This is a genomic window from Paenibacillus sp. FJAT-27812, assembly GCF_001273905.1.
In the GTDB taxonomy this organism is placed as follows: Bacteria; Bacillota; Bacilli; order Paenibacillales; family Paenibacillaceae; genus Pristimantibacillus.
In genome coordinates this window covers 5,985,060-6,001,901 of sequence record NZ_LIGH01000001.1, presented here as the reverse complement: position 1 = coordinate 6,001,901, position 16,842 = coordinate 5,985,060, and the positions used below count along the sequence as shown (strand labels likewise).

Sequence of the window (16,842 nt, the reverse complement as noted above, 5' to 3'; positions counted from 1 at the left end):
TTTGCATACAAAATTTATCGATTGCCGCGCTGCAGCAGCTCCAGTCGGTATACATATTCAAAAATAAACTCGAACGCTTCAAGGTGACGCTTTGCTTCGAAAGCATTGGCGCCCCAAGCATAAATGCCGTGCTTGCGCAGTAAAATGCCTGGAATGTTCGGAATGATGCGATCCGTTACCTCGGGAACGATAGAAGGGATGTGAGCGAAGTTGGAGACGATAGGAATATCGATATGCGCTTCCTCATCCCAGATGTTAAAGCCTTTGATAAGCTCAACCCCATCAACCGGCACCGACTTGCGATCCCAGAAGTACTCAGAGATGACGCTGTTGAAGACCGTATGAACGTGGAAAATCGCGCCTGCGCCAGTCAGCTTGTAGATTTCGCAGTGAATAAGGGTTTCTGCCGAAGGCTTTAGGCGAGTGGTCTCGCATGGTTTGCCGTCTTGGTCAACGAACAAATAATCCTCCGGCGTATGAACGGTTTTATCTTTGCCGCTTGCCGTAACCGCGAATTGAAAATCATCGGGCTTGAAATCCCCTACACGAATCGATAGGTTGCCGCTTGTGCCCGGAAACCAGCCGCGCGAAGCGAATAGCTCCTTTACGTCACGCAGCTCGGATAGAGCGCGTTGTTTATCTTCTAATGCGATTTGTTGAAAGCTCATTGCGAAGTCGTCCTTTCAGCATTCATATAATGGATGATATCGTGGAAAGTTTCGTATTCATGATGCGCAAGCCCAAGCTCTTTGCATTTCACAGTTAGATGGGAACGTGAGAACACGACATCTGCAAGCTTTGCGCCTTCAAAATCGGTTACGCTGTCGCCGATAATAATCCGTTCGTATTGATCGGCAGGAAAGCGGCGCATAATGGTCGTTTTGCACATGCCGCAATCGTTGGTACAATGCCCATCGCATGGATTCGGCCACAATATTTCAATGGATTCGCCGCTAAAGTCGCTTCCGTTGCAATAAATGTGATCACTTGGAATACCGAATTGCTCGAGAATCGGATAAACAAAAAAGTCGATGCCGCCGCTCGTTACGTAAAACTCAATCTGCTGCTCTTTGCAATAAGCGAGAAAATCAGTAAACCCGTCCCGAATGCGGGCATTGGAAATACTGAATGCTACAACTTCCTCTTGCATGGAAGCAGGGAGAAGGCGGAACAATTGCCCGACTCCATCCTTAATCGTAAGCTCCTGCGAAATCGTTTGTTCAGCAATCTTCTCCCAGCCCTCTGGGTTAAAATGTTTGATAATAGCGATAATATTGTCATTTACCGTTATCGTTCCGTCAAAATCGCAGAATACGATGCGTTTCTTAGCTGTTATTTTCTCCGTCATTATTCTTTGATCCCCCAAGCGTTTATAGCGGCCTGCAATGCTTCATTGCCAGGCTGCGCAGCAGCATCGCGAAGCGGCACTTGATTTAATGTAGCAGCAATAGCTTGACGGAACGCTTGTCCGCCAGCCGCTGTGCCCATCGGATGGCCGTGGATGCCGCCGCCTGCATTAACGACAACATCCGTACCGAAGTCTTTGAGAATAAGCGGAACGAGTCCGGGATGAATACCGGCAGACGGAACCGGGAAGCTTGTCCGCAAGCCATGCAGCTGCTCAAGCAAAGCATCCTTAACCGCCAAGTTTTCTTCCTTCGGCATGACTACTGAGCCGTACGGGGAAGGAAAAAGAACGAGATCGGCGCCAGCAAGGCGCATAAGCTTGCCAAGAAGCAGCGAAGCGCTGATTCCGTAGTGCGGCGACGGATACATAGCGCCTGCCATGGCTGGATGAGCGGCTATAGGCACATTTATCGATTTGTCGCTGCTTAGCTCGTGAAGCACATCATAGCCATACGCGAGCACGTTAAACAATAATGCGTTTGCGCCTGCGTTTATCGCTTTGCGTGCATTCGCGGCAAGCTGAGAGGTAGGTCCAGTTAAATTCACAGCGTACAGCAGCTTCTGGCCGGTTTCCGCTTCAGCGCGACGAGCGGCGTCCATGCAAGCCTCAACGCGTTTCTCAAGCGGCGTAAGCGGATTTTCAAACAAGATTTCATCGTCTTTGATCAGATCAACGCCGCCAAGCGCTTGTTTATAGAACTGATCCTGCAAGTTAGCAAGGTCATATCCAACAACCGATTTGAAAATGCTCATTAAAAGCGGTCGCTCCGCAACGCCAAGCAGTTCGCGAACGCCGTTTAAGCCAAATTTTGGCCCAGGGAAAGCCGAAGCAAAATGTTCGGATACATCCAGGTCAAGCAGCTTGATTTTGCCATCCATCGAAAGCTTGCCGAACACTGTAACGAGAAGGGCAGGCAGATCGCGGCTAAAGTTTATGTCCGGATATGCAATCTTAATGTCGGCGTAACGTTCGCCAGGCATAGCATTTGCGGGCTCATTGACGGTCACGGACAGCACTTTCCCCAGATGCTTCTCCATGTCTGCTTTTTGCGCTTCAGGAAGCTCCGTCCAGCTGCCAACCGTCAACCCGACTGCTATCGAAAGCGCCTTTTTGTTAAAATCGGCTTTATCGTCATAGGAACGATAGGTTGCGATACATACTCCGTTCATTCCGTAATGCTCCTCTCGATTTCTGCGCCGAGCTCTCCCGCACGTTCGGCAGAGCGCTTGACACCCTTATTGACCGTTTCCAAAAACTGATTCTCGCGCATCAGCTCAATGGCAGCATGCGTTGTGCCGTTAGGCGAAGTTACCTTGCGACGAAGCTCTGCCGGCTCTTCGCCCGTATAACGAATCATTTCCGCAGCGCCGAGCACGGTTTGCACGACAAGCTCTTTGGCCGAAGCCTCGGAAATGCCAAGCTCAATGGCGGATGCAATCATCGATTCCATGAAGAAATACACATAAGCAGGCCCGCTGCCGGATACGCCGGTCACGGCTTGCTGCAAGGACTCATCAACGACGGCATTGATGCCGACGGAGCTGAAGATCGCCTCCGTGATGGTTCGCTGCTGCGGAGTCACGTTATCCGAATAGCTGATGCCCGTAGCGCCAAGGCCTATCGTGCTGGAGGTATTTGGCATTGCCCGGACGACAGCGCCTTTTCCGCCAAGCAGCTTCTCGATCGCGTTAATGGATAGTCCGGCAATAACTGAAATAATAAGCTGCTTCGGTGAAACCAATGGTTGGATGGACGCGATAGCTGCGGCAGCATCCTTAGGCTTCATCGCCAAAAAGATAATGTCGGCTTCACGCAAGTAGGCTTCATTGCTTGAGCCTTGAACGATCGTTTGCACGCCGTAACGCTCATTCAGCTCGTTAAGGCGTTCTTCATTTTGCCGATTAAGCATCGAAATTCGGTTTGGCTCAACGAGCTTCTTGTTAATTAAACCTCGCGCGATCGCTTCGGCCATTGAACCAGCTCCGTAGAAACAGATCTGTAGGCTGGCAATTCCAGCTTGTGTTAGCAGGGTCATTGTTGTTTACCTCCGTAATATCATAATAAATTTGATTTAGCTTGCCTTTGAATCAGCTGCATTAGCCGCGTACTTGACCGGTACCGTAAATCCGGTATTTGGTCGAAGTTAGAGCCGGCAGGCCCATTGGTCCGCGTGCATGGAGCTTTTGCGTGCTTATGCCGATTTCTGCGCCAAAACCGAACTCGAAGCCGTCGGTGAAGCGGGTGGAGGCATTATGATAAACGGCAGCCGCATCAATTTCTTGGATAAACCGCTCAGCATGGTGAGCATTTTCCGTTACGATGCATTCCGAATGTTTCGTTCCAAAACGGCGAATATGCGCAAGCGCGGCGTCAAGATTCGGAACGATACGTATATTCATAATATAGTCATTATATTCTGTGCCATAATCCTCATCCGTAGCAAGCTTAGTGCCAGGAATAAGCGAAACGGTTCTCTCGCAGCCGCGAAGCTCTACGCCGGCTTGAACAAAGCGATCGGAAAGCTTTGCGAGGTGCTGCTCGGCAAACGATTCCTCTACAAGCAAGGTTTCCATTGAATTGCAGACGGAAGGACGCTGCACCTTTGCATTAAATGCAATGTCTACGGCCATGTCGTAATCGGCGGTAGCATCCACAAAAGTATGGCAGATGCCAGCACCGGTTTCGATGACGGGCACGGTAGCGTTTTCGACTACGTTGCGGATTAGTGATGCTCCGCCCCTTGGAATAACAACGTCAAGCAGGCCGTTAAGCTTCAGCATCTCGTTCACCGAGGCGCGGTCCGAGTCTTCTATAAGCTGAATGGCATCTGCAGGCATTGCCGTTGCGGCAAGCGCATTTTTTAGAACCTCTACGATTTTGCGGTTTGATTCGATTGCTGCAGAGCCGCCGCGAAGGACGACGCTATTGCCGGTTTTCAAGCAAAGACCTGCCGCATCTACAGTAACGTTAGGACGCGCTTCGTAGATCATGCCAATGACGCCGAGCGGAACTCTAACTTTCTCTACCTTTAATCCGTTTGGACGGTCAAAATGCTCAAGAAGCTCACCGACAGGATCCGGTAGATCCACGATTTGTCTAAGTCCCTCGGCAATCGCTGCTACACGGTCGCCATTAAGCGCTAGGCGGTCGAGCAGGGAAGGGCTAGTGCCTTGCTCGCGACCGCGCTGCAAATCAAGCTCATTTGCGGAAATAATGGCAGCTTGCTCGGCGAGCAGGGCGTCTGCCATATGTATAAGTGCTGTGTTTTTTTGCTCTGTTGTCAATCGGTTCATAATGGCTGATGCATCTTGCGCCAATGTTGCTTTCTGTCTTACTTCGCTGGCCATAATAGGAAGCCTCCTTATTATTTCAATGTAATCCACTCGTCGCGATGAATAAATTCGATGCGGGAAACGTCAACTCTGCGTTTTACTTCCTCAGTGGTCATGCCGGCAACCGCTTGGATTTGCCATGCGGCGTAATTGACGACGCCTCGACCGAGCGTGTCGCCTTGGCTGTTCGTCACTTCAACGACGTCGCCGGGGAGGAACTCGCCTTGCACTTCTGTTACGCCTGCTGGCAAAAGGCTCTTGCCCCCTTCGAGCAGGGCGTTAACAGCACCTTCGTCGATCGTAACTTTGCCTTGCGGCATCGAATGAAAGCCGAGCCATTGTTTCTTCATAGGCAGGCTGTTCAGCTTCGTATCGAAATAAGTGCCGCGGCCGTTGCCTTCTACCGCAAGCGCCAAATCGCCTTCTTGCTGTACCTTTCCAATAAAAGCATGGACACCGCCCCGCATGGCAATGCGTGCCGCTTCGATCTTGGAGCGCATGCCGCCTGTGCCGACAGAGGAGCCTGCGCCGCCTGCAACCTTCATAATATCCTCGGAGATTTGATCTACGCGCTCAATTTTGACTGCCTGCGGATTTTTGCGCGGATCCTCGGTATACAAGCCATCCATATCGGTGATGATGACAAGCTGAGCAGCCTTCGTCATGGCCGCTACAAGCGCAGATAAGCTGTCGTTATCTCCGAATTTGGGAACCAGCTCGTCGGTCGCTACCGTATCATTTTCGTTGATGATCGGGATAATGCCAAGCCGGAGCAGCTCTTCAATCGTCATCAGAGCATTTTGAATGCGGCGGCGATTGGAGAAGTCCGCACGTGTCAGCAAAATTTGCGCGGCTACGATGCCGTATCCGCTGAATGCTTCCTGATAAGCCTGCATGAGCAGCGCTTGGCCAACTGCTGCCGCAGCTTGCTTCTCGTGTACGATCTTAGGTTTAGTCGCGTAGCCGATTTGGCGAAAGCCGGCTGCAACCGCGCCGGAGGTTACGAGCATCACGCTGCTGCCTCTTTGGTGAAGCACAGCAAGTTCCGATGCAAAATACTGAATGCGTTCGCGATTTAAGCCGCCTTCTTCGGACGTAAGCGAACTGCTGCCAATTTTTACGACAATACGTTCTGTCATCATTAATCCCATCCTATGCTTGTTTCGTGACAACAAAAAAGACTTTCGTCCATAAAGGACGAAAGTCTTAGCTTCCGCGGTACCACCTTTGTTGATGACCTCTACAGGTAGGATCATCCAGCTTAAGCCTATAACAGAAGGCGCTGTCCGGTTCATCACCGGCCGCTCGGAGGTAGGTTCAGCAAGCGGCCTTCGGTAAATTCTTGCAGCCCATGGAATTTACTCTCTGATCGCGACCTTTCTTGCTTAATTGTCCCGTCATCACGTTTCATGTTCAATTCCTACAAGCATATCACGATCCAATGCCGCTGTAAAGAAAGGCAAATGGCGGGATTGCTCTAAAATAAATTCAGCTTTCCGATCCGCTCAACCGCTTCTTCCAAGCGCGCTTCATCAGTCAGCAAGCCAAGACGGACAAAGCCTTCGCCATGCGTACCGAATCCAACGCCCGGTGCAACCACAACGTCAGCCTCTTGCAGAAGCAGGTCGGCAAACGATTCGGAAGTATAACCTTCGGCAACAGGGAGCCAGCAGAAAAAAGATCCGCCGGGACGAGCCGCTTTCCAGCCAATGCGCTCTAGCGCCGTGAATAAAGCGTCGCGGCGGCGTTCATACATCGCTCTCAGCTCGGATACACATTGCTGTGGACCGGTCAGAGCGAGTGCGGCAGCTTCTTGAATGCCGCCAAACAAGCTGCAATAGTAATGATCCTGGATCAAATTAATGAGTTTGACGATTTGCGCATTGCCAATCGCAAATCCAACTCGCCAACCAGCCATGTTATAGGTTTTGGAGAGCGTATAGAACTCCACGCCTACTTCCTTGGCGCCAGGCGTTTGAAGGAAGCTTATCGGTTTATTGCCATCAAAGCCGATTGCGCCGTAAGCAAAATCGCTTGCGACTACAATGCCATGCTTCTCGGCGTACTCCACCGTTTTGGCATAAAATTCAGCATTCGCGACTGCACCTGTAGGATTGTTCGGATAGTTCATGAACATAAGCTTTGCTCGCGCTGCAAGCTCTGGGCTTATGGCATCGTAATCCGGCAAATAGCTGTTTTGCTCCGTTAATGGCATAAAGGCCATCTCGGCTCCCGCAAGCGCAACGCCTGACCAGTAATCAGGATAACCTGGATCTGGGACGAGGCACACATCGCCGGGATTAAGCAGACACTGGCTAATTTCGACAAGGCCTGTTTTTCCGCCAAAAAGTATAGCGACTTCAGTCGTTGGATCAATATCTACGTTGTAATCTTCTTTATATCGCTTCGCAACAGCTTCCTTGAGAAAAGGGTAGCCGCTGAACGGCGGATACTTATGGTAAAGCGGATTAGCAGCAGCTTCCTGCAGCTTTGCAACAATATGGGGAGGGGTCGGCTGATCCGGATTGCCTTGTCCCAAATTGATGACATCGCGTCCCTTAGCCGCTTGGGCATTCGCCTTGGCGACAAGCTTGGCAAAAAATTGCGTCGGAAGTCCGTTCATCCGATCTGCAGGTTGAATAAGGTGTTGACCGATTTGTGTTTCCATTCCCTCACACTCCACATGAAAAATCGCTATCTATTTAGACAATAGCATAAATGTAGCACGAAAGTGGGGAGAAGAGAAGCATTTGGCTTAGATAGCGGGAACGCCGACCTTTTGAATAAACGGCTTGATGTCCGCCTTAAATAAGAACAAATACGGTCTGCGCTTCTCATCAAATACGAGCAGCAGCGGCGGTTTATCCTTGCAGTAAAATAAAAACAGATCATCTGAAGTAACTTTTACATCTCCCGTTTTGATCGTTACAGCTTTCTCAAGCGGCACTCTATACACGTAGCTGCACGTTTCGTCGCTTGTCATTTGGGGAGCAAGCCCCGTTATGGAACCGATCCATGAAGCAGCAAAGGATTGATAAGCTGCGTCGTTCGGGATCGTTTTGATAACTTTGCCGGCAGCAACATCAAATACCTGAACCGGCTTAAGGCCAACCTCAGAGCTTGGAGCGACATGGGCAGGATGGGCGGCAGCGATTTGTGCAAACATGAAAAGCGAGCAGCATGCCAGAAGCATCGCGGCTATTCGTTTTGGAAGCATAACAGACATTCTCCTTCTCTATCGTAAAGTGGTAAAGAGCTCTTAGTTACGGTTCCCATCTTGACACAGAACCATGACAAGGTATCATTAGGGAAAAAAAGCAATATGGGGAGGAATGGCGGATGAGCGATCAATTGCGGCTTGCACTGCTGCAAATGCATATAGAAGCGGGATATCCGGAAGCAAACTTTGCGAAGCTGTCGAGCATGCTTGAGGAAGCGGTAAGCGGGGAAGTTAAGCCGGATGTAATAATGTTCCCTGAGATGTGGAATACGGGTTATGCGTTAACCGAAATTCAAACGATCGCTGACCATGAAGGGGAAAGGACAAAAACCTTTTTATCAGCATTTAGCAAAAAACATAATGTCCACATCATCGGAGGTTCGATTGCGGAGCTGAAGGACGATAAAGTGCTCAATACGATTTATGTTTTCGATCGTGAGGGGAACGTCGTAGCCGACTATTCCAAAATTCATCTTTTCCGGCTTATGGATGAAGAGAAGTATTTGGCTGCTGGGGATAAGCTTGGCAAGCTGGAAATCGAAGGCGCAGGGGCAGGGATGATGATTTGTTACGACATTCGTTTTCCAGAGCTCGCGCGGAAGCTGGCGCTTGGCGGTGCCAAGCTGCTGTTCGTACCGGCAGAATGGCCGCATCCGCGGCTTCATCACTGGCGGACGCTGCTCACCGCGCGAGCAATCGAAAATCAAATGTTCGTCATTGCCTGCAATCGAATGGGCAAAAGCGGAGAAGCCCATTTCTTCGGCCATTCCCTCGTGCTGGACCCATGGGGAGAGACGATTGCGGAAGCAGGAGAAGAGGAAACGATTCTTTATGCGGATATTGATTTGTCATTGGTTGATTCCGTCCGTTCGAAAATACCGGTATTTGAAGATCGCAGACCTACTATATATAACGCCTAATTATTGATAGCTGCTGATCGTCTTGTTTAATGTACGAATAAAGGCGTCAGCAGCCTTCGATAAATAGCGTCCTTTCCGACTAGCGACCACCAGCGTCCTAGTCGGTTTTGGGTTTAGGGGCAAATAAGTGGGGGCAAATTCAGTCCCTTTGATCCGCGTTAGCATTTGTGGGACAAAGGCGATTCCCATTCCGCCGGCAACCAGCGATTGAATGGTTTCGATGTTGCTGCTCTCGAATACGATCCGTGGCGAGAAACCCGATTGCTCGCAAATATCAACCGTAATTTGGCGGAAGCCTTGGCCGCGCTTCAGTCCGATAAAGGGCTCATCCTGCAGCTCCGAAATGCCGATTGGATTCTCGCGGCGGGCAAGCGGATGCGCAGGAGGCACCGCCAAACATATTTCTTCTTCCAAAAAAGGCTCATAAGATAGCGAGCTGTCGATAAGCGGCAGGGACAATAAACTTAAATCGGTGCCTCCGCTGGCAGTGAGCTGCTCCAGCTTAGCCGTCGTATCCTCGACCAAAACAACCTCGATTTGCGGATACTGCGCGCCGAAGACCGGAAGCACCATCGGCAGAATATGCGAGCCTGTAATGGGCAGCGTGCCTACGACTAGACGTCCCCGGCGCATTTGCGCCATATCGTCCATCTCTTGCTTAAGCTGTTCAACCGCATCTAAAATAGCTTGCGATTTGTCGACGAACACCTGGCCGGCCTGAGTCAGCTCGACGGAATTGGTTGTCCGGCGAAAGAGCAGCACGCCGATTTCTTGCTCTAGTTTGGAGAGCTGCTGACTTAGAGAAGGCTGCGCGATATGAAGCTTCTCCGCTGCGCGCGAAAAGTTTTTTTCTAGTGCGATTTGTATGACGTAGTTCAATTGTCTTAATTCCATATCCATTTCCTTTCTATTCGGACCGGGATCAATGAAACTTCCATTATAGTTATTACCTATAGCCGTTATAGATATTATATCTTGGATCAATGAAGAAAGAAATGCTATAGTAGGTTCAGTTAAGAAAAGCAGAAGATTTAATGAAACGATGGGGTGAATATAATGACGAAAAAGACAATGTTTGAGAAGATTTGGGATAATCACGTCATTCATCAAGAAGAAGGAAAGCCAAGCGTTATTTATATCGATTTGCAGCTCGTTCACGAAGTAACGTCGCCGCAAGCGTTTGAAGGCCTGCGCCTATCTGGACGCAAAGTACGCCGCCCGGACCTTACTTTCGCTACGATGGATCATAACGTACCAACGAAGGACCGCTTCAACATTACAGATCCGATCTCGAAGCAGCAGATCGACACGCTTACGCAAAACTGTAAAGATTTTGGCGTAACGTTGTTTGATCTTGACAGCATCGACCAAGGCGTCGTGCACGTTATGGGCCCTGAGCTCGGGCTTACACACCCGGGCAAAACGATCGTTTGCGGCGACAGCCATACTTCTACTCACGGTGCTTTCGGCGCTTTGGCGTTCGGTATCGGTACGAGCGAGGTTGAGCACGTAATGGCTACGCAATGCTTGCAGCAATCGAAAGCGAAAACGCTTGAGGTTCGCTTCAACGGCACTCGCAAGCCAGGCGTAACGGCGAAGGACTTGATTCTTGGCGTTATCGCGCAATACGGCACGGATTTTGCAACAGGCTACGTCATTGAGTTTACTGGCGAGGCTATCACTAGCTTGACGATGGAAGAGCGTATGACCGTTTGCAACATGTCCATCGAAGCGGGCGCTCGCGCAGGCCTGATCGCACCAGACGAAACTACTTTTGAATATCTTCGCGGCCGTCAATATGCGCCTGCAAACTATGACGAAGCGGTTGAAGCTTGGAAACAGCTAACAACTGACGAAGGCGCAGAGTACGACACAGTCGTTCACTTTGACGTTGATGCGTTGATCCCGCAAGTAACTTGGGGTACTAGCCCGGGTATGGGAACTAACATTACAGCTAAAGTTCCTTTCCCTGCTGATCTTCCAACAGAGAATGAGCGCAAAGCTGCTGAAGCTGCTCTTGAGTACATGGATTTGAAACCAGGTACGCCTATGAACGAAATCGCAATCGATTATGTGTTTATCGGTTCATGCACGAACGGCCGTATTGAAGATTTGCGAGCAGCCGCTGAAATCGCTAGAGGCTACAAAGTAAGCGACCGCGTAACGGCAATCGTCGTTCCAGGCTCAGGCCGCGTAAAAATTCAAGCCGAGAAAGAGGGCTTGGACAAAATTTTCTCAGAAGCTGGTTTTGAATGGCGTGACGCTGGATGCTCCATGTGCCTTGCGATGAACCCGGACGTATTGAAACCGGGCGAGCGCTGCGCATCGACTTCCAACCGTAACTTCGAAGGCCGCCAAGGCCGAGGCGGACGTACTCACCTTGTTTCGCCTGCTATGGCAGTTGCTGCAGCGATTAAAGGCCATTTCACAGACGTACGCGATTGGGAAATTAAATCCGAAGTGTTGAACTAATTGAACGCGAGAGAGGGGTACCACCGATATGGAACCGTTTAAACAACTTACAGGCATCGTCGCCCCGGTCGACCGGGTCAATGTCGACACTGATGCAATCATACCTAAACAATTCTTGAAGCGCATTGAGCGCAGCGGCTTTGGCCAATTCCTATTTTTTGAATGGCGCTTTCACGAGAACGGTGATGTGAACGCTGAGTTCGAACCGAACAAACCACGCTACGAGGGCGCTTCTGTCCTTGTATCCCGTGCAAACTTCGGCTGCGGATCATCCCGTGAGCACGCGCCTTGGGCCATTCTTGACTACGGCTACAAAGTAATTATCGCTCCGTCTTATGCGGACATTTTCTACAATAACTGTTTTAAAAACGGCATCCTGCCAATCAAGCTCAGCGAAGAGCAAGTGGAAGAGATCTTCCAGCGCACAGCGAAGCACGAAGGCTACAAGCTTAACGTTGATTTGGAAAACAAGCAGCTCTCCGATGAGCATGGCTTAACGATCGCATTTGACCTTGATGAGCACCGTCGTCAATTTTTGCTGCAAGGGCTTGATGATATCGGCTTGACTCTTCAGCATGAAGACAAAATTACAGCATACGAGCAAAAGCACGCCGCTCGTCTTGGCTAATTTATTGAAGCAAAGAGGACGATTCGACCGTTATGGGGGAATCGTCCTCTTTTTTCCTTTATACGCAACTTTTTCTGACAAGCTGCGTCTAATATTTAGTCTGTAAAAGTCGAATGCACTCATTCGATGCGGGCAATTTCAGTCATCGAGGTGGGAAATGAAGAAATTTGTATCCATGTTGTTGTTAATGTCGGTCTTTTTTGCGATGTTCGCCACTGTTGGACAAGCTGCATCGGCAGCAGAGGTCGTCCCAAAGCTTTTTTTGAATGGTCAGCTGTTAAAAACTGATGTCAATCCGCAAATCATCAACAATTCGACTGTTGTGCCAGTGCGGACGGTATCAGAGGGCTTAGGCTACCAAATCGATTGGGATAATGCGACCAAAACAGCGACGGTCAATCATGGCACTGATGTCATCAAGATTAAATTAAATGACAAAATGGCGATGGTAAATGACCAAGTGGTACAAATGGATACCACAGCAGCAATCATCAAAGGTACGACGTTAGTTCCACTTCGATTTATAGGCGAGCAGTTTGGCCTTAATTTTGAGTGGAAGGCCACCGAGAAGGAAGTACATATGTACGAGCAGTCGAAGGATCCCTCAGTTCCGACTGTGCCAGACCAAACAACGAAAGGCTGGATCACGCAGGTCTATTATGACGGCAACAGCAGCTTGACGGTCAATTATGAAGGCGCCGTCAAAGCGAACAAGCCGTTGCTGCTCGAAAATCCGAAACGTGTCGTATTTGATTTTCCGAATACCGCATATTCTACGGACTTGACCACCCAGCTTCTTAGCGGCCAAATCGAGGTTAATGTAACAGACAGCACTTATTTGCAAAAGATCCGTTATTCCTTGTTTTCAAAAACGCCAGAAACAGCACGTTTGGTTATTGAAATCGCGGATAATACGGGTTATGTGCTGACGGAGGACCTGGGCAAGATCCAGCTGAGCTTTATGGCGCTTGCAGATGTTCCTGCCGATCCAAACGCTCCAGTTGATCCGCCAATTATTATCGACCCTGTAAACCCGCCGGCATCGAATGACGTGTTTGACGTCGTAATCGATCCTGGGCACGGCGGCTCAGACCCTGGCGCAAAAAGCGTCCTGAACAAATGGGAAAAAGAATTTAATCTTAATGTTGGATTGAAAATGAAAACGCTGCTTGAAAAAGAAAAAAAAATAAGGGTTCATTTTACGAGAACGGGCGATACCTATCCATCCTTAGACGATCGCATTAAGTTTGCAGAGAACCTTAAGGCCGATTTGTTTTTGTCCATTCATGCCAATAGCGGAGGAAGTACAGCATCCGGTGCCGAAACCTACTATTACCGGGACAACAGCAAAGCGTTTGCAAATATCATGCACAAGCATTTGATTGCGGGAACAGGCATTAAAGACCGCGGAGTCAAAAAAGAAGCTTATAAAGTGATCAAGCAAACGACGATGCCAGCCGTATTAGTTGAAGCAGGCTTTCTATCAAACACCTCCGATGCAAAAATCCTTTTTGACGACGCAGCACAGAGCCGTATCGCTGCAGAGCTAGTAGCAGGGATTAAGGAATACTTGAAAGTAAAATAGAAAGCAGGTGTTCAGTGTAATGAAAACATTCAAAGCACGCGGGCTGCTTGCTGTCATCATTTTATCTGCTGCGATTGTAGGCTGTGGTGTACAGGAAAAGCCAGAAAACAACCCAGGTAGTACGATTGCTCCAACGGCGTCGCCTTCTCCAGAGCCTACACCGGTATTAAACGAGCGAGACACTACGATTTATTTAACCGATGACGAGCTAACTGAAACAGTCGAGCATACCGTTAAGTTAACGTATGAAACGGATGCTGATTTAGTAAAAGCCGCACTTGCCGAATTGCAGAAAGATGCTGGCGAGAACGTATTGGTTTTATGGAAACCAATTGAAATCAAATCCGTAGAACTAGCAGATGGACTTGTTACGCTCGATATTCATTTGCCGGATGAGGCACGCCTCGGCGCGCCTGGCGAACAGCTGGTGCTGGAAACTCTTCAAAAAACATTGTTCCAATTTGATTTTGTACAAGCCATTCAGCTGTTAGTTGATGGCGAGAAGATCGAAACGCTAATGGGACATCTTGAACTAGAGCATCCCATGAAGAGGGAAACAGCAAGCAATCAATAAGCTTTAAAGGCTCAAAAGCAGATTATTCTGCTGCTTATAGGTATTTCAGAAACGGCTCCGCCCTTGCAAAAGGATAGCGAAGTCGTTTCTGCATGAATCATCATAAACATTCAGGAGGAATATGATCTATGACATTGCAATTTGCAGGTAAAAAGATTTTGGTTGGAGCGCTGGCTTTATCGCTGGTAGCTGGCAGCGGTGTAATTATTCCTTCACAGATTAGTGCTGCGGCTGCACTAACTACTCCTTTTAAAGATGTTAGCAGCGGCCACTGGGCTGAAAAACATATAGCAAAGCTTGCTTTGCAGGGCATTATTGAAGGAAATACAACGACAAGCGGCGCCTTTATGTTCCGTCCTAGTGAAAACGTCAGTCAGCAGGAAGCTGTGCTTATGGCACTGCGCTTTGCAGGACTTGATAAGAAAGCGGATCAAAATGCCATTATCGGGTTCCCGACATCATTTGCTGTAAGCAATTTCTTTAAGGCGTACGTAACTCTAGCATTCCAAGAAGGCCTACTCGATCAAAAAGAAGAGTTCGAGCTCGCTGCGAAGGACACCAAAGTAGCATGGGGCACAAAACCGGCTACTCGCGAATGGGTAACGAAGCTGCTCGTTCGAGCGATCGAACAGGAAGAAGAAGCGGCACGTTTGCAAAACACAGTATCAACGTTTTCGGATGCTTCGCAAATTAGCACGATCTACAATGGTTATGTAAATGCGGCCTTGAAGCTTGATTTGGTAAAAGGGGTTACTACCGTTAAATTTGATCCAAAAGCAAATGTAAACCGTGCGAGTCTTGCCACGATGTTCAGCCGTGCAGAAAAGCTGTATCCGGTAGCTTACGAGGGCCAAGTGAATGGAATCGCATCACGCATTACGGATTCTTCGCTTACGCTGTACAGCGACAAGAAGGAAACAAGCTATACGATCGATGCGGACACGCTATTCTACCATTATGATAAAGAAACGCCGATTACGAAGCAGCAATTGCTAGAGTACGGTGATGTAACGGTCATCGCCAAAGACGGCAAAGCGAAATATGTGGAAGTGAAGGGCGACAAGCAGTACACCAAAACGATTTCAGGCACGCTTGACCGCTTGATTGCGGCTGAGAAAAAAATATATGTTTGGATTGACAATAAGCCGGTAGAGATCTTCTATAATGACTCGGTTGCCGTAGTTGATACGGAAGGCAATCCGCTCTCATTAAGCGCTATTAAACGTGACAGCCAAATCAGCATCGTGCAGGATTCTTTCCGCGAAACGCCGCAGGCAATTAAGATTGTTGCGTCACCACAAGCAACGACTACAAAAGCAAGTGGTACTTTCTATGGGACGGATGGCGAGCTCATCACAATTAAGACAGATAACGCTCTTGTATCCAAGTTTATGGCTGAAACGGTTACCGTAGAGATTGATGGAGTGGTTGGAGCAACGGTTCAAGACCTGATTAAGGAAGCTGATGAAGTAGAGCTTACTTTTGATGATAAGGATCAGGTAACTAAAGTTAAAGTTGCGAAGCGCAGTGTCAAAATGATAGCAGGAGCGCAAGTAGCAAGTTTTATTTACGATAAAAAGCTATTAACGGTCATTGATGCTACCGGTGGCAATGCACAAGCATTATATTTTACAGATAAAACAAAAATTGATTACAATGGCACTGCGATCACATTGGCATCTGCGAGCAGCATGTTGACGCAAAACCGTAAAATCATTATTAGTTATACTGGCAACTCGATAATATCGCTTCAATTCGTAACAAAATATGTAGGTACTTTGGTCACGTTGAATGCTAGCTCAAACTTGATGACAATCAAATTGGATGGCGGAGCAGTCATTTCGGTACCTTACAACACAGCAACTGTGGAAAGTTCAGCTATTAGCAATGCAGGTTACAGTGATTTGAGAGTGGGAGATACACTATCTCTGGAATTAGGCAGCACTCAGGATCGAGTGTCTGTTATTAAGGTGCACACAAATACACAGTATGAGGTTTTATCTATCGATACGGTGTACAAGAGACTTCGTATTAAAAATGCCGCAACACCAGCTTTTGATTTGTCGGTCCTTAGTACTGACTTATTGAATGAAGTAGGGGCTAAGCTTACCGTGGATCAAGTCGCACCCGGGTCTATGATCACTGTAAGTTATATCGGAAAACAAGCTATATCTGCAAGAGTAGTTCCTGTAACTTTCGGTAAGATACAATCGATTACGCCTAATAGCGTGACGATTGTAGATCTTGCTGGTCAAACCTTAGCTTTTAATGGAGATGCAGGCTTCCAAATCATCAAAGGAACGTCACAAGGCAATGCGACAAGTTTGCTTGCTGTAGGCGATTATGTTGAGATTCAAAAGCCTGATGGCGTCAAAACACAAATTACAGCAGCGATAGGCGAGAGCCGCACATTCACAAGCTACAATTCGTCTACAGCACAAATTTGGACGGAAATTACTTCGACTACGGATAATCGGAATTATTTTAATGTAATGAGTAACACCAAATACTTCTTGAATGGAAATGCTGTTGCAATTACTGCCTTTAAAGCAGGCGATAAGATTACTATTTACAGCTTTAGGAACAATGTTGTTGCCATCGTCAAGTAACGAAATCCTTAAAAATGTGGCGATAATAGCGCTAGATATTTATTTTTTGTGAAAAAACTGCCCATATGGGCAGTTTTTTTATAGAATGTGCTTG

At 48.4% G+C, this 16,842-nt stretch carries 15 protein-coding genes; 6 read left to right on the top strand and 9 right to left on the bottom strand.

Features of this window, described 5'->3' with window-relative positions; all coding sequences use genetic code 11:
* Window positions 1–14: 14 nt before the first annotated feature.
* From mtnB to ADU23_RS25595, 8 genes are all read right to left on the bottom strand, one after another.
* A complete protein-coding gene (gene mtnB, locus ADU23_RS25630; protein ID WP_053376351.1) occupies window positions 15–668 on the bottom strand; it encodes a methylthioribulose 1-phosphate dehydratase in 654 nt (217 codons plus the stop codon).
* Window positions 665–1,348: a 2-hydroxy-3-keto-5-methylthiopentenyl-1-phosphate phosphatase gene (locus ADU23_RS25625; RefSeq protein WP_053376350.1), complete on the bottom strand. Its 684-nt coding sequence runs from the start codon at window positions 1,346–1,348 to the stop codon at window positions 665–667. The genes mtnB and ADU23_RS25625 overlap by 4 nt, the downstream gene beginning before the upstream one ends.
* A complete protein-coding gene (locus ADU23_RS25620) occupies window positions 1,348–2,577 on the bottom strand; it encodes a 2,3-diketo-5-methylthiopentyl-1-phosphate enolase (RefSeq protein ID WP_053376349.1) in 1,230 nt (409 codons plus the stop codon). The genes ADU23_RS25625 and ADU23_RS25620 overlap by 1 nt, the downstream gene beginning before the upstream one ends.
* A complete protein-coding gene (gene proC / locus ADU23_RS25615; RefSeq protein ID WP_053376348.1) occupies window positions 2,574–3,443 on the bottom strand; it encodes a pyrroline-5-carboxylate reductase in 870 nt (289 codons plus the stop codon). The genes ADU23_RS25620 and proC overlap by 4 nt, the downstream gene beginning before the upstream one ends.
* Before the next feature lie 61 nt (window positions 3,444–3,504).
* Window positions 3,505–4,755: a glutamate-5-semialdehyde dehydrogenase gene (locus ADU23_RS25610; RefSeq protein WP_053376347.1), complete on the bottom strand. Its 1,251-nt coding sequence runs from the start codon at window positions 4,753–4,755 to the stop codon at window positions 3,505–3,507.
* A 17-nt stretch (window positions 4,756–4,772) separates the two neighbouring features.
* Window positions 4,773–5,879, bottom strand: coding sequence for a glutamate 5-kinase (gene proB / locus ADU23_RS25605; protein ID WP_053376346.1), 1,107 nt, complete (start codon window positions 5,877–5,879; stop codon window positions 4,773–4,775).
* Window positions 5,880–6,217: 338 nt separating this feature from the next.
* On the bottom strand, window positions 6,218–7,408 hold the full coding sequence (locus tag ADU23_RS25600) for a pyridoxal phosphate-dependent aminotransferase (protein ID WP_053376345.1): 1,191 nt from the start codon (window positions 7,406–7,408) through the stop codon (window positions 6,218–6,220).
* Between the two features lie 87 nt (window positions 7,409–7,495).
* On the bottom strand, window positions 7,496–7,957 hold the full coding sequence (locus ADU23_RS25595; protein ID WP_053376344.1) for a hypothetical protein: 462 nt from the start codon (window positions 7,955–7,957) through the stop codon (window positions 7,496–7,498).
* 122 nt (window positions 7,958–8,079) lie between these two features.
* Here ADU23_RS25595 and ADU23_RS25590 point away from each other — a divergent pair, with 122 nt between their 5' ends.
* Entirely contained in the window at window positions 8,080–8,880 is an 801-nt protein-coding gene (locus tag ADU23_RS25590; RefSeq protein WP_053376343.1) for a carbon-nitrogen family hydrolase, read from the top strand.
* On the opposite strand, the gene ADU23_RS25585 is transcribed toward ADU23_RS25590, so the two are convergent.
* On the bottom strand, window positions 8,881–9,774 hold the full coding sequence (locus tag ADU23_RS25585) for a LysR family transcriptional regulator (RefSeq protein WP_053376342.1): 894 nt from the start codon (window positions 9,772–9,774) through the stop codon (window positions 8,881–8,883).
* 162 nt (window positions 9,775–9,936) lie between these two features.
* Here ADU23_RS25585 and leuC point away from each other — a divergent pair, with 162 nt between their 5' ends.
* From leuC to ADU23_RS25560, 5 genes are all read left to right on the top strand, one after another.
* A complete protein-coding gene (gene leuC / locus ADU23_RS25580) occupies window positions 9,937–11,352 on the top strand; it encodes a 3-isopropylmalate dehydratase large subunit (protein WP_053376341.1) in 1,416 nt (471 codons plus the stop codon).
* 28 nt (window positions 11,353–11,380) lie between these two features.
* Complete coding sequence (leuD, locus tag ADU23_RS25575) at window positions 11,381–11,980, top strand: 3-isopropylmalate dehydratase small subunit (RefSeq protein WP_053376340.1); 600 nt, start codon at window positions 11,381–11,383, stop codon at window positions 11,978–11,980.
* Between the two features lie 157 nt (window positions 11,981–12,137).
* Window positions 12,138–13,565, top strand: a complete 1,428-nt coding sequence (locus ADU23_RS25570) for an N-acetylmuramoyl-L-alanine amidase (protein WP_053376339.1) — start codon at window positions 12,138–12,140, stop codon at window positions 13,563–13,565.
* Window positions 13,566–13,584: 19 nt separating this feature from the next.
* Window positions 13,585–14,139, top strand: coding sequence for a GerMN domain-containing protein (locus tag ADU23_RS25565; protein WP_053376338.1), 555 nt, complete (start codon window positions 13,585–13,587; stop codon window positions 14,137–14,139).
* Window positions 14,140–14,267: 128 nt separating this feature from the next.
* Window positions 14,268–16,748 carry an S-layer homology domain-containing protein gene (locus tag ADU23_RS25560; protein WP_053376337.1) on the top strand — a complete coding sequence of 827 codons (2,481 nt, stop codon included), beginning with the start codon at window positions 14,268–14,270 and terminating at the stop codon, window positions 16,746–16,748.
* Window positions 16,749–16,842 lie beyond the last annotated feature (94 nt).

What these genes read in the sequence shown, in the direction of transcription:
- proB (WP_053376346.1), bottom strand. Translation starts at nt 5,879, where the DNA reads ATGACAGAACGTATTGTCGTAAAAATTGGCAGCAGTTCGCTTACGTCC.
- ADU23_RS25625 (WP_053376350.1), bottom strand. Translation starts at nt 1,348, where the DNA reads ATGACGGAGAAAATAACAGCTAAGAAACGCATCGTATTCTGCGATTTT.
- ADU23_RS25560 (WP_053376337.1), top strand. Translation starts at nt 14,268, where the DNA reads ATGACATTGCAATTTGCAGGTAAAAAGATTTTGGTTGGAGCGCTGGCT.
- ADU23_RS25590 (WP_053376343.1), top strand. Translation starts at nt 8,080, where the DNA reads ATGAGCGATCAATTGCGGCTTGCACTGCTGCAAATGCATATAGAAGCG.
- leuD (WP_053376340.1), top strand. Translation starts at nt 11,381, where the DNA reads ATGGAACCGTTTAAACAACTTACAGGCATCGTCGCCCCGGTCGACCGG.
- ADU23_RS25620 (WP_053376349.1), bottom strand. Translation starts at nt 2,577, where the DNA reads ATGAACGGAGTATGTATCGCAACCTATCGTTCCTATGACGATAAAGCC.
- ADU23_RS25610 (WP_053376347.1), bottom strand. Translation starts at nt 4,755, where the DNA reads ATGGCCAGCGAAGTAAGACAGAAAGCAACATTGGCGCAAGATGCATCA.
- leuC (WP_053376341.1), top strand. Translation starts at nt 9,937, where the DNA reads ATGACGAAAAAGACAATGTTTGAGAAGATTTGGGATAATCACGTCATT.
- ADU23_RS25595 (WP_053376344.1), bottom strand. Translation starts at nt 7,957, where the DNA reads ATGCTTCCAAAACGAATAGCCGCGATGCTTCTGGCATGCTGCTCGCTT.
- ADU23_RS25570 (WP_053376339.1), top strand. Translation starts at nt 12,138, where the DNA reads ATGAAGAAATTTGTATCCATGTTGTTGTTAATGTCGGTCTTTTTTGCG.
- ADU23_RS25600 (WP_053376345.1), bottom strand. Translation starts at nt 7,408, where the DNA reads ATGGAAACACAAATCGGTCAACACCTTATTCAACCTGCAGATCGGATG.
- ADU23_RS25585 (WP_053376342.1), bottom strand. Translation starts at nt 9,774, where the DNA reads ATGGAATTAAGACAATTGAACTACGTCATACAAATCGCACTAGAAAAA.
- ADU23_RS25565 (WP_053376338.1), top strand. Translation starts at nt 13,585, where the DNA reads ATGAAAACATTCAAAGCACGCGGGCTGCTTGCTGTCATCATTTTATCT.
- proC (WP_053376348.1), bottom strand. Translation starts at nt 3,443, where the DNA reads ATGACCCTGCTAACACAAGCTGGAATTGCCAGCCTACAGATCTGTTTC.
- mtnB (WP_053376351.1), bottom strand. Translation starts at nt 668, where the DNA reads ATGAGCTTTCAACAAATCGCATTAGAAGATAAACAACGCGCTCTATCC.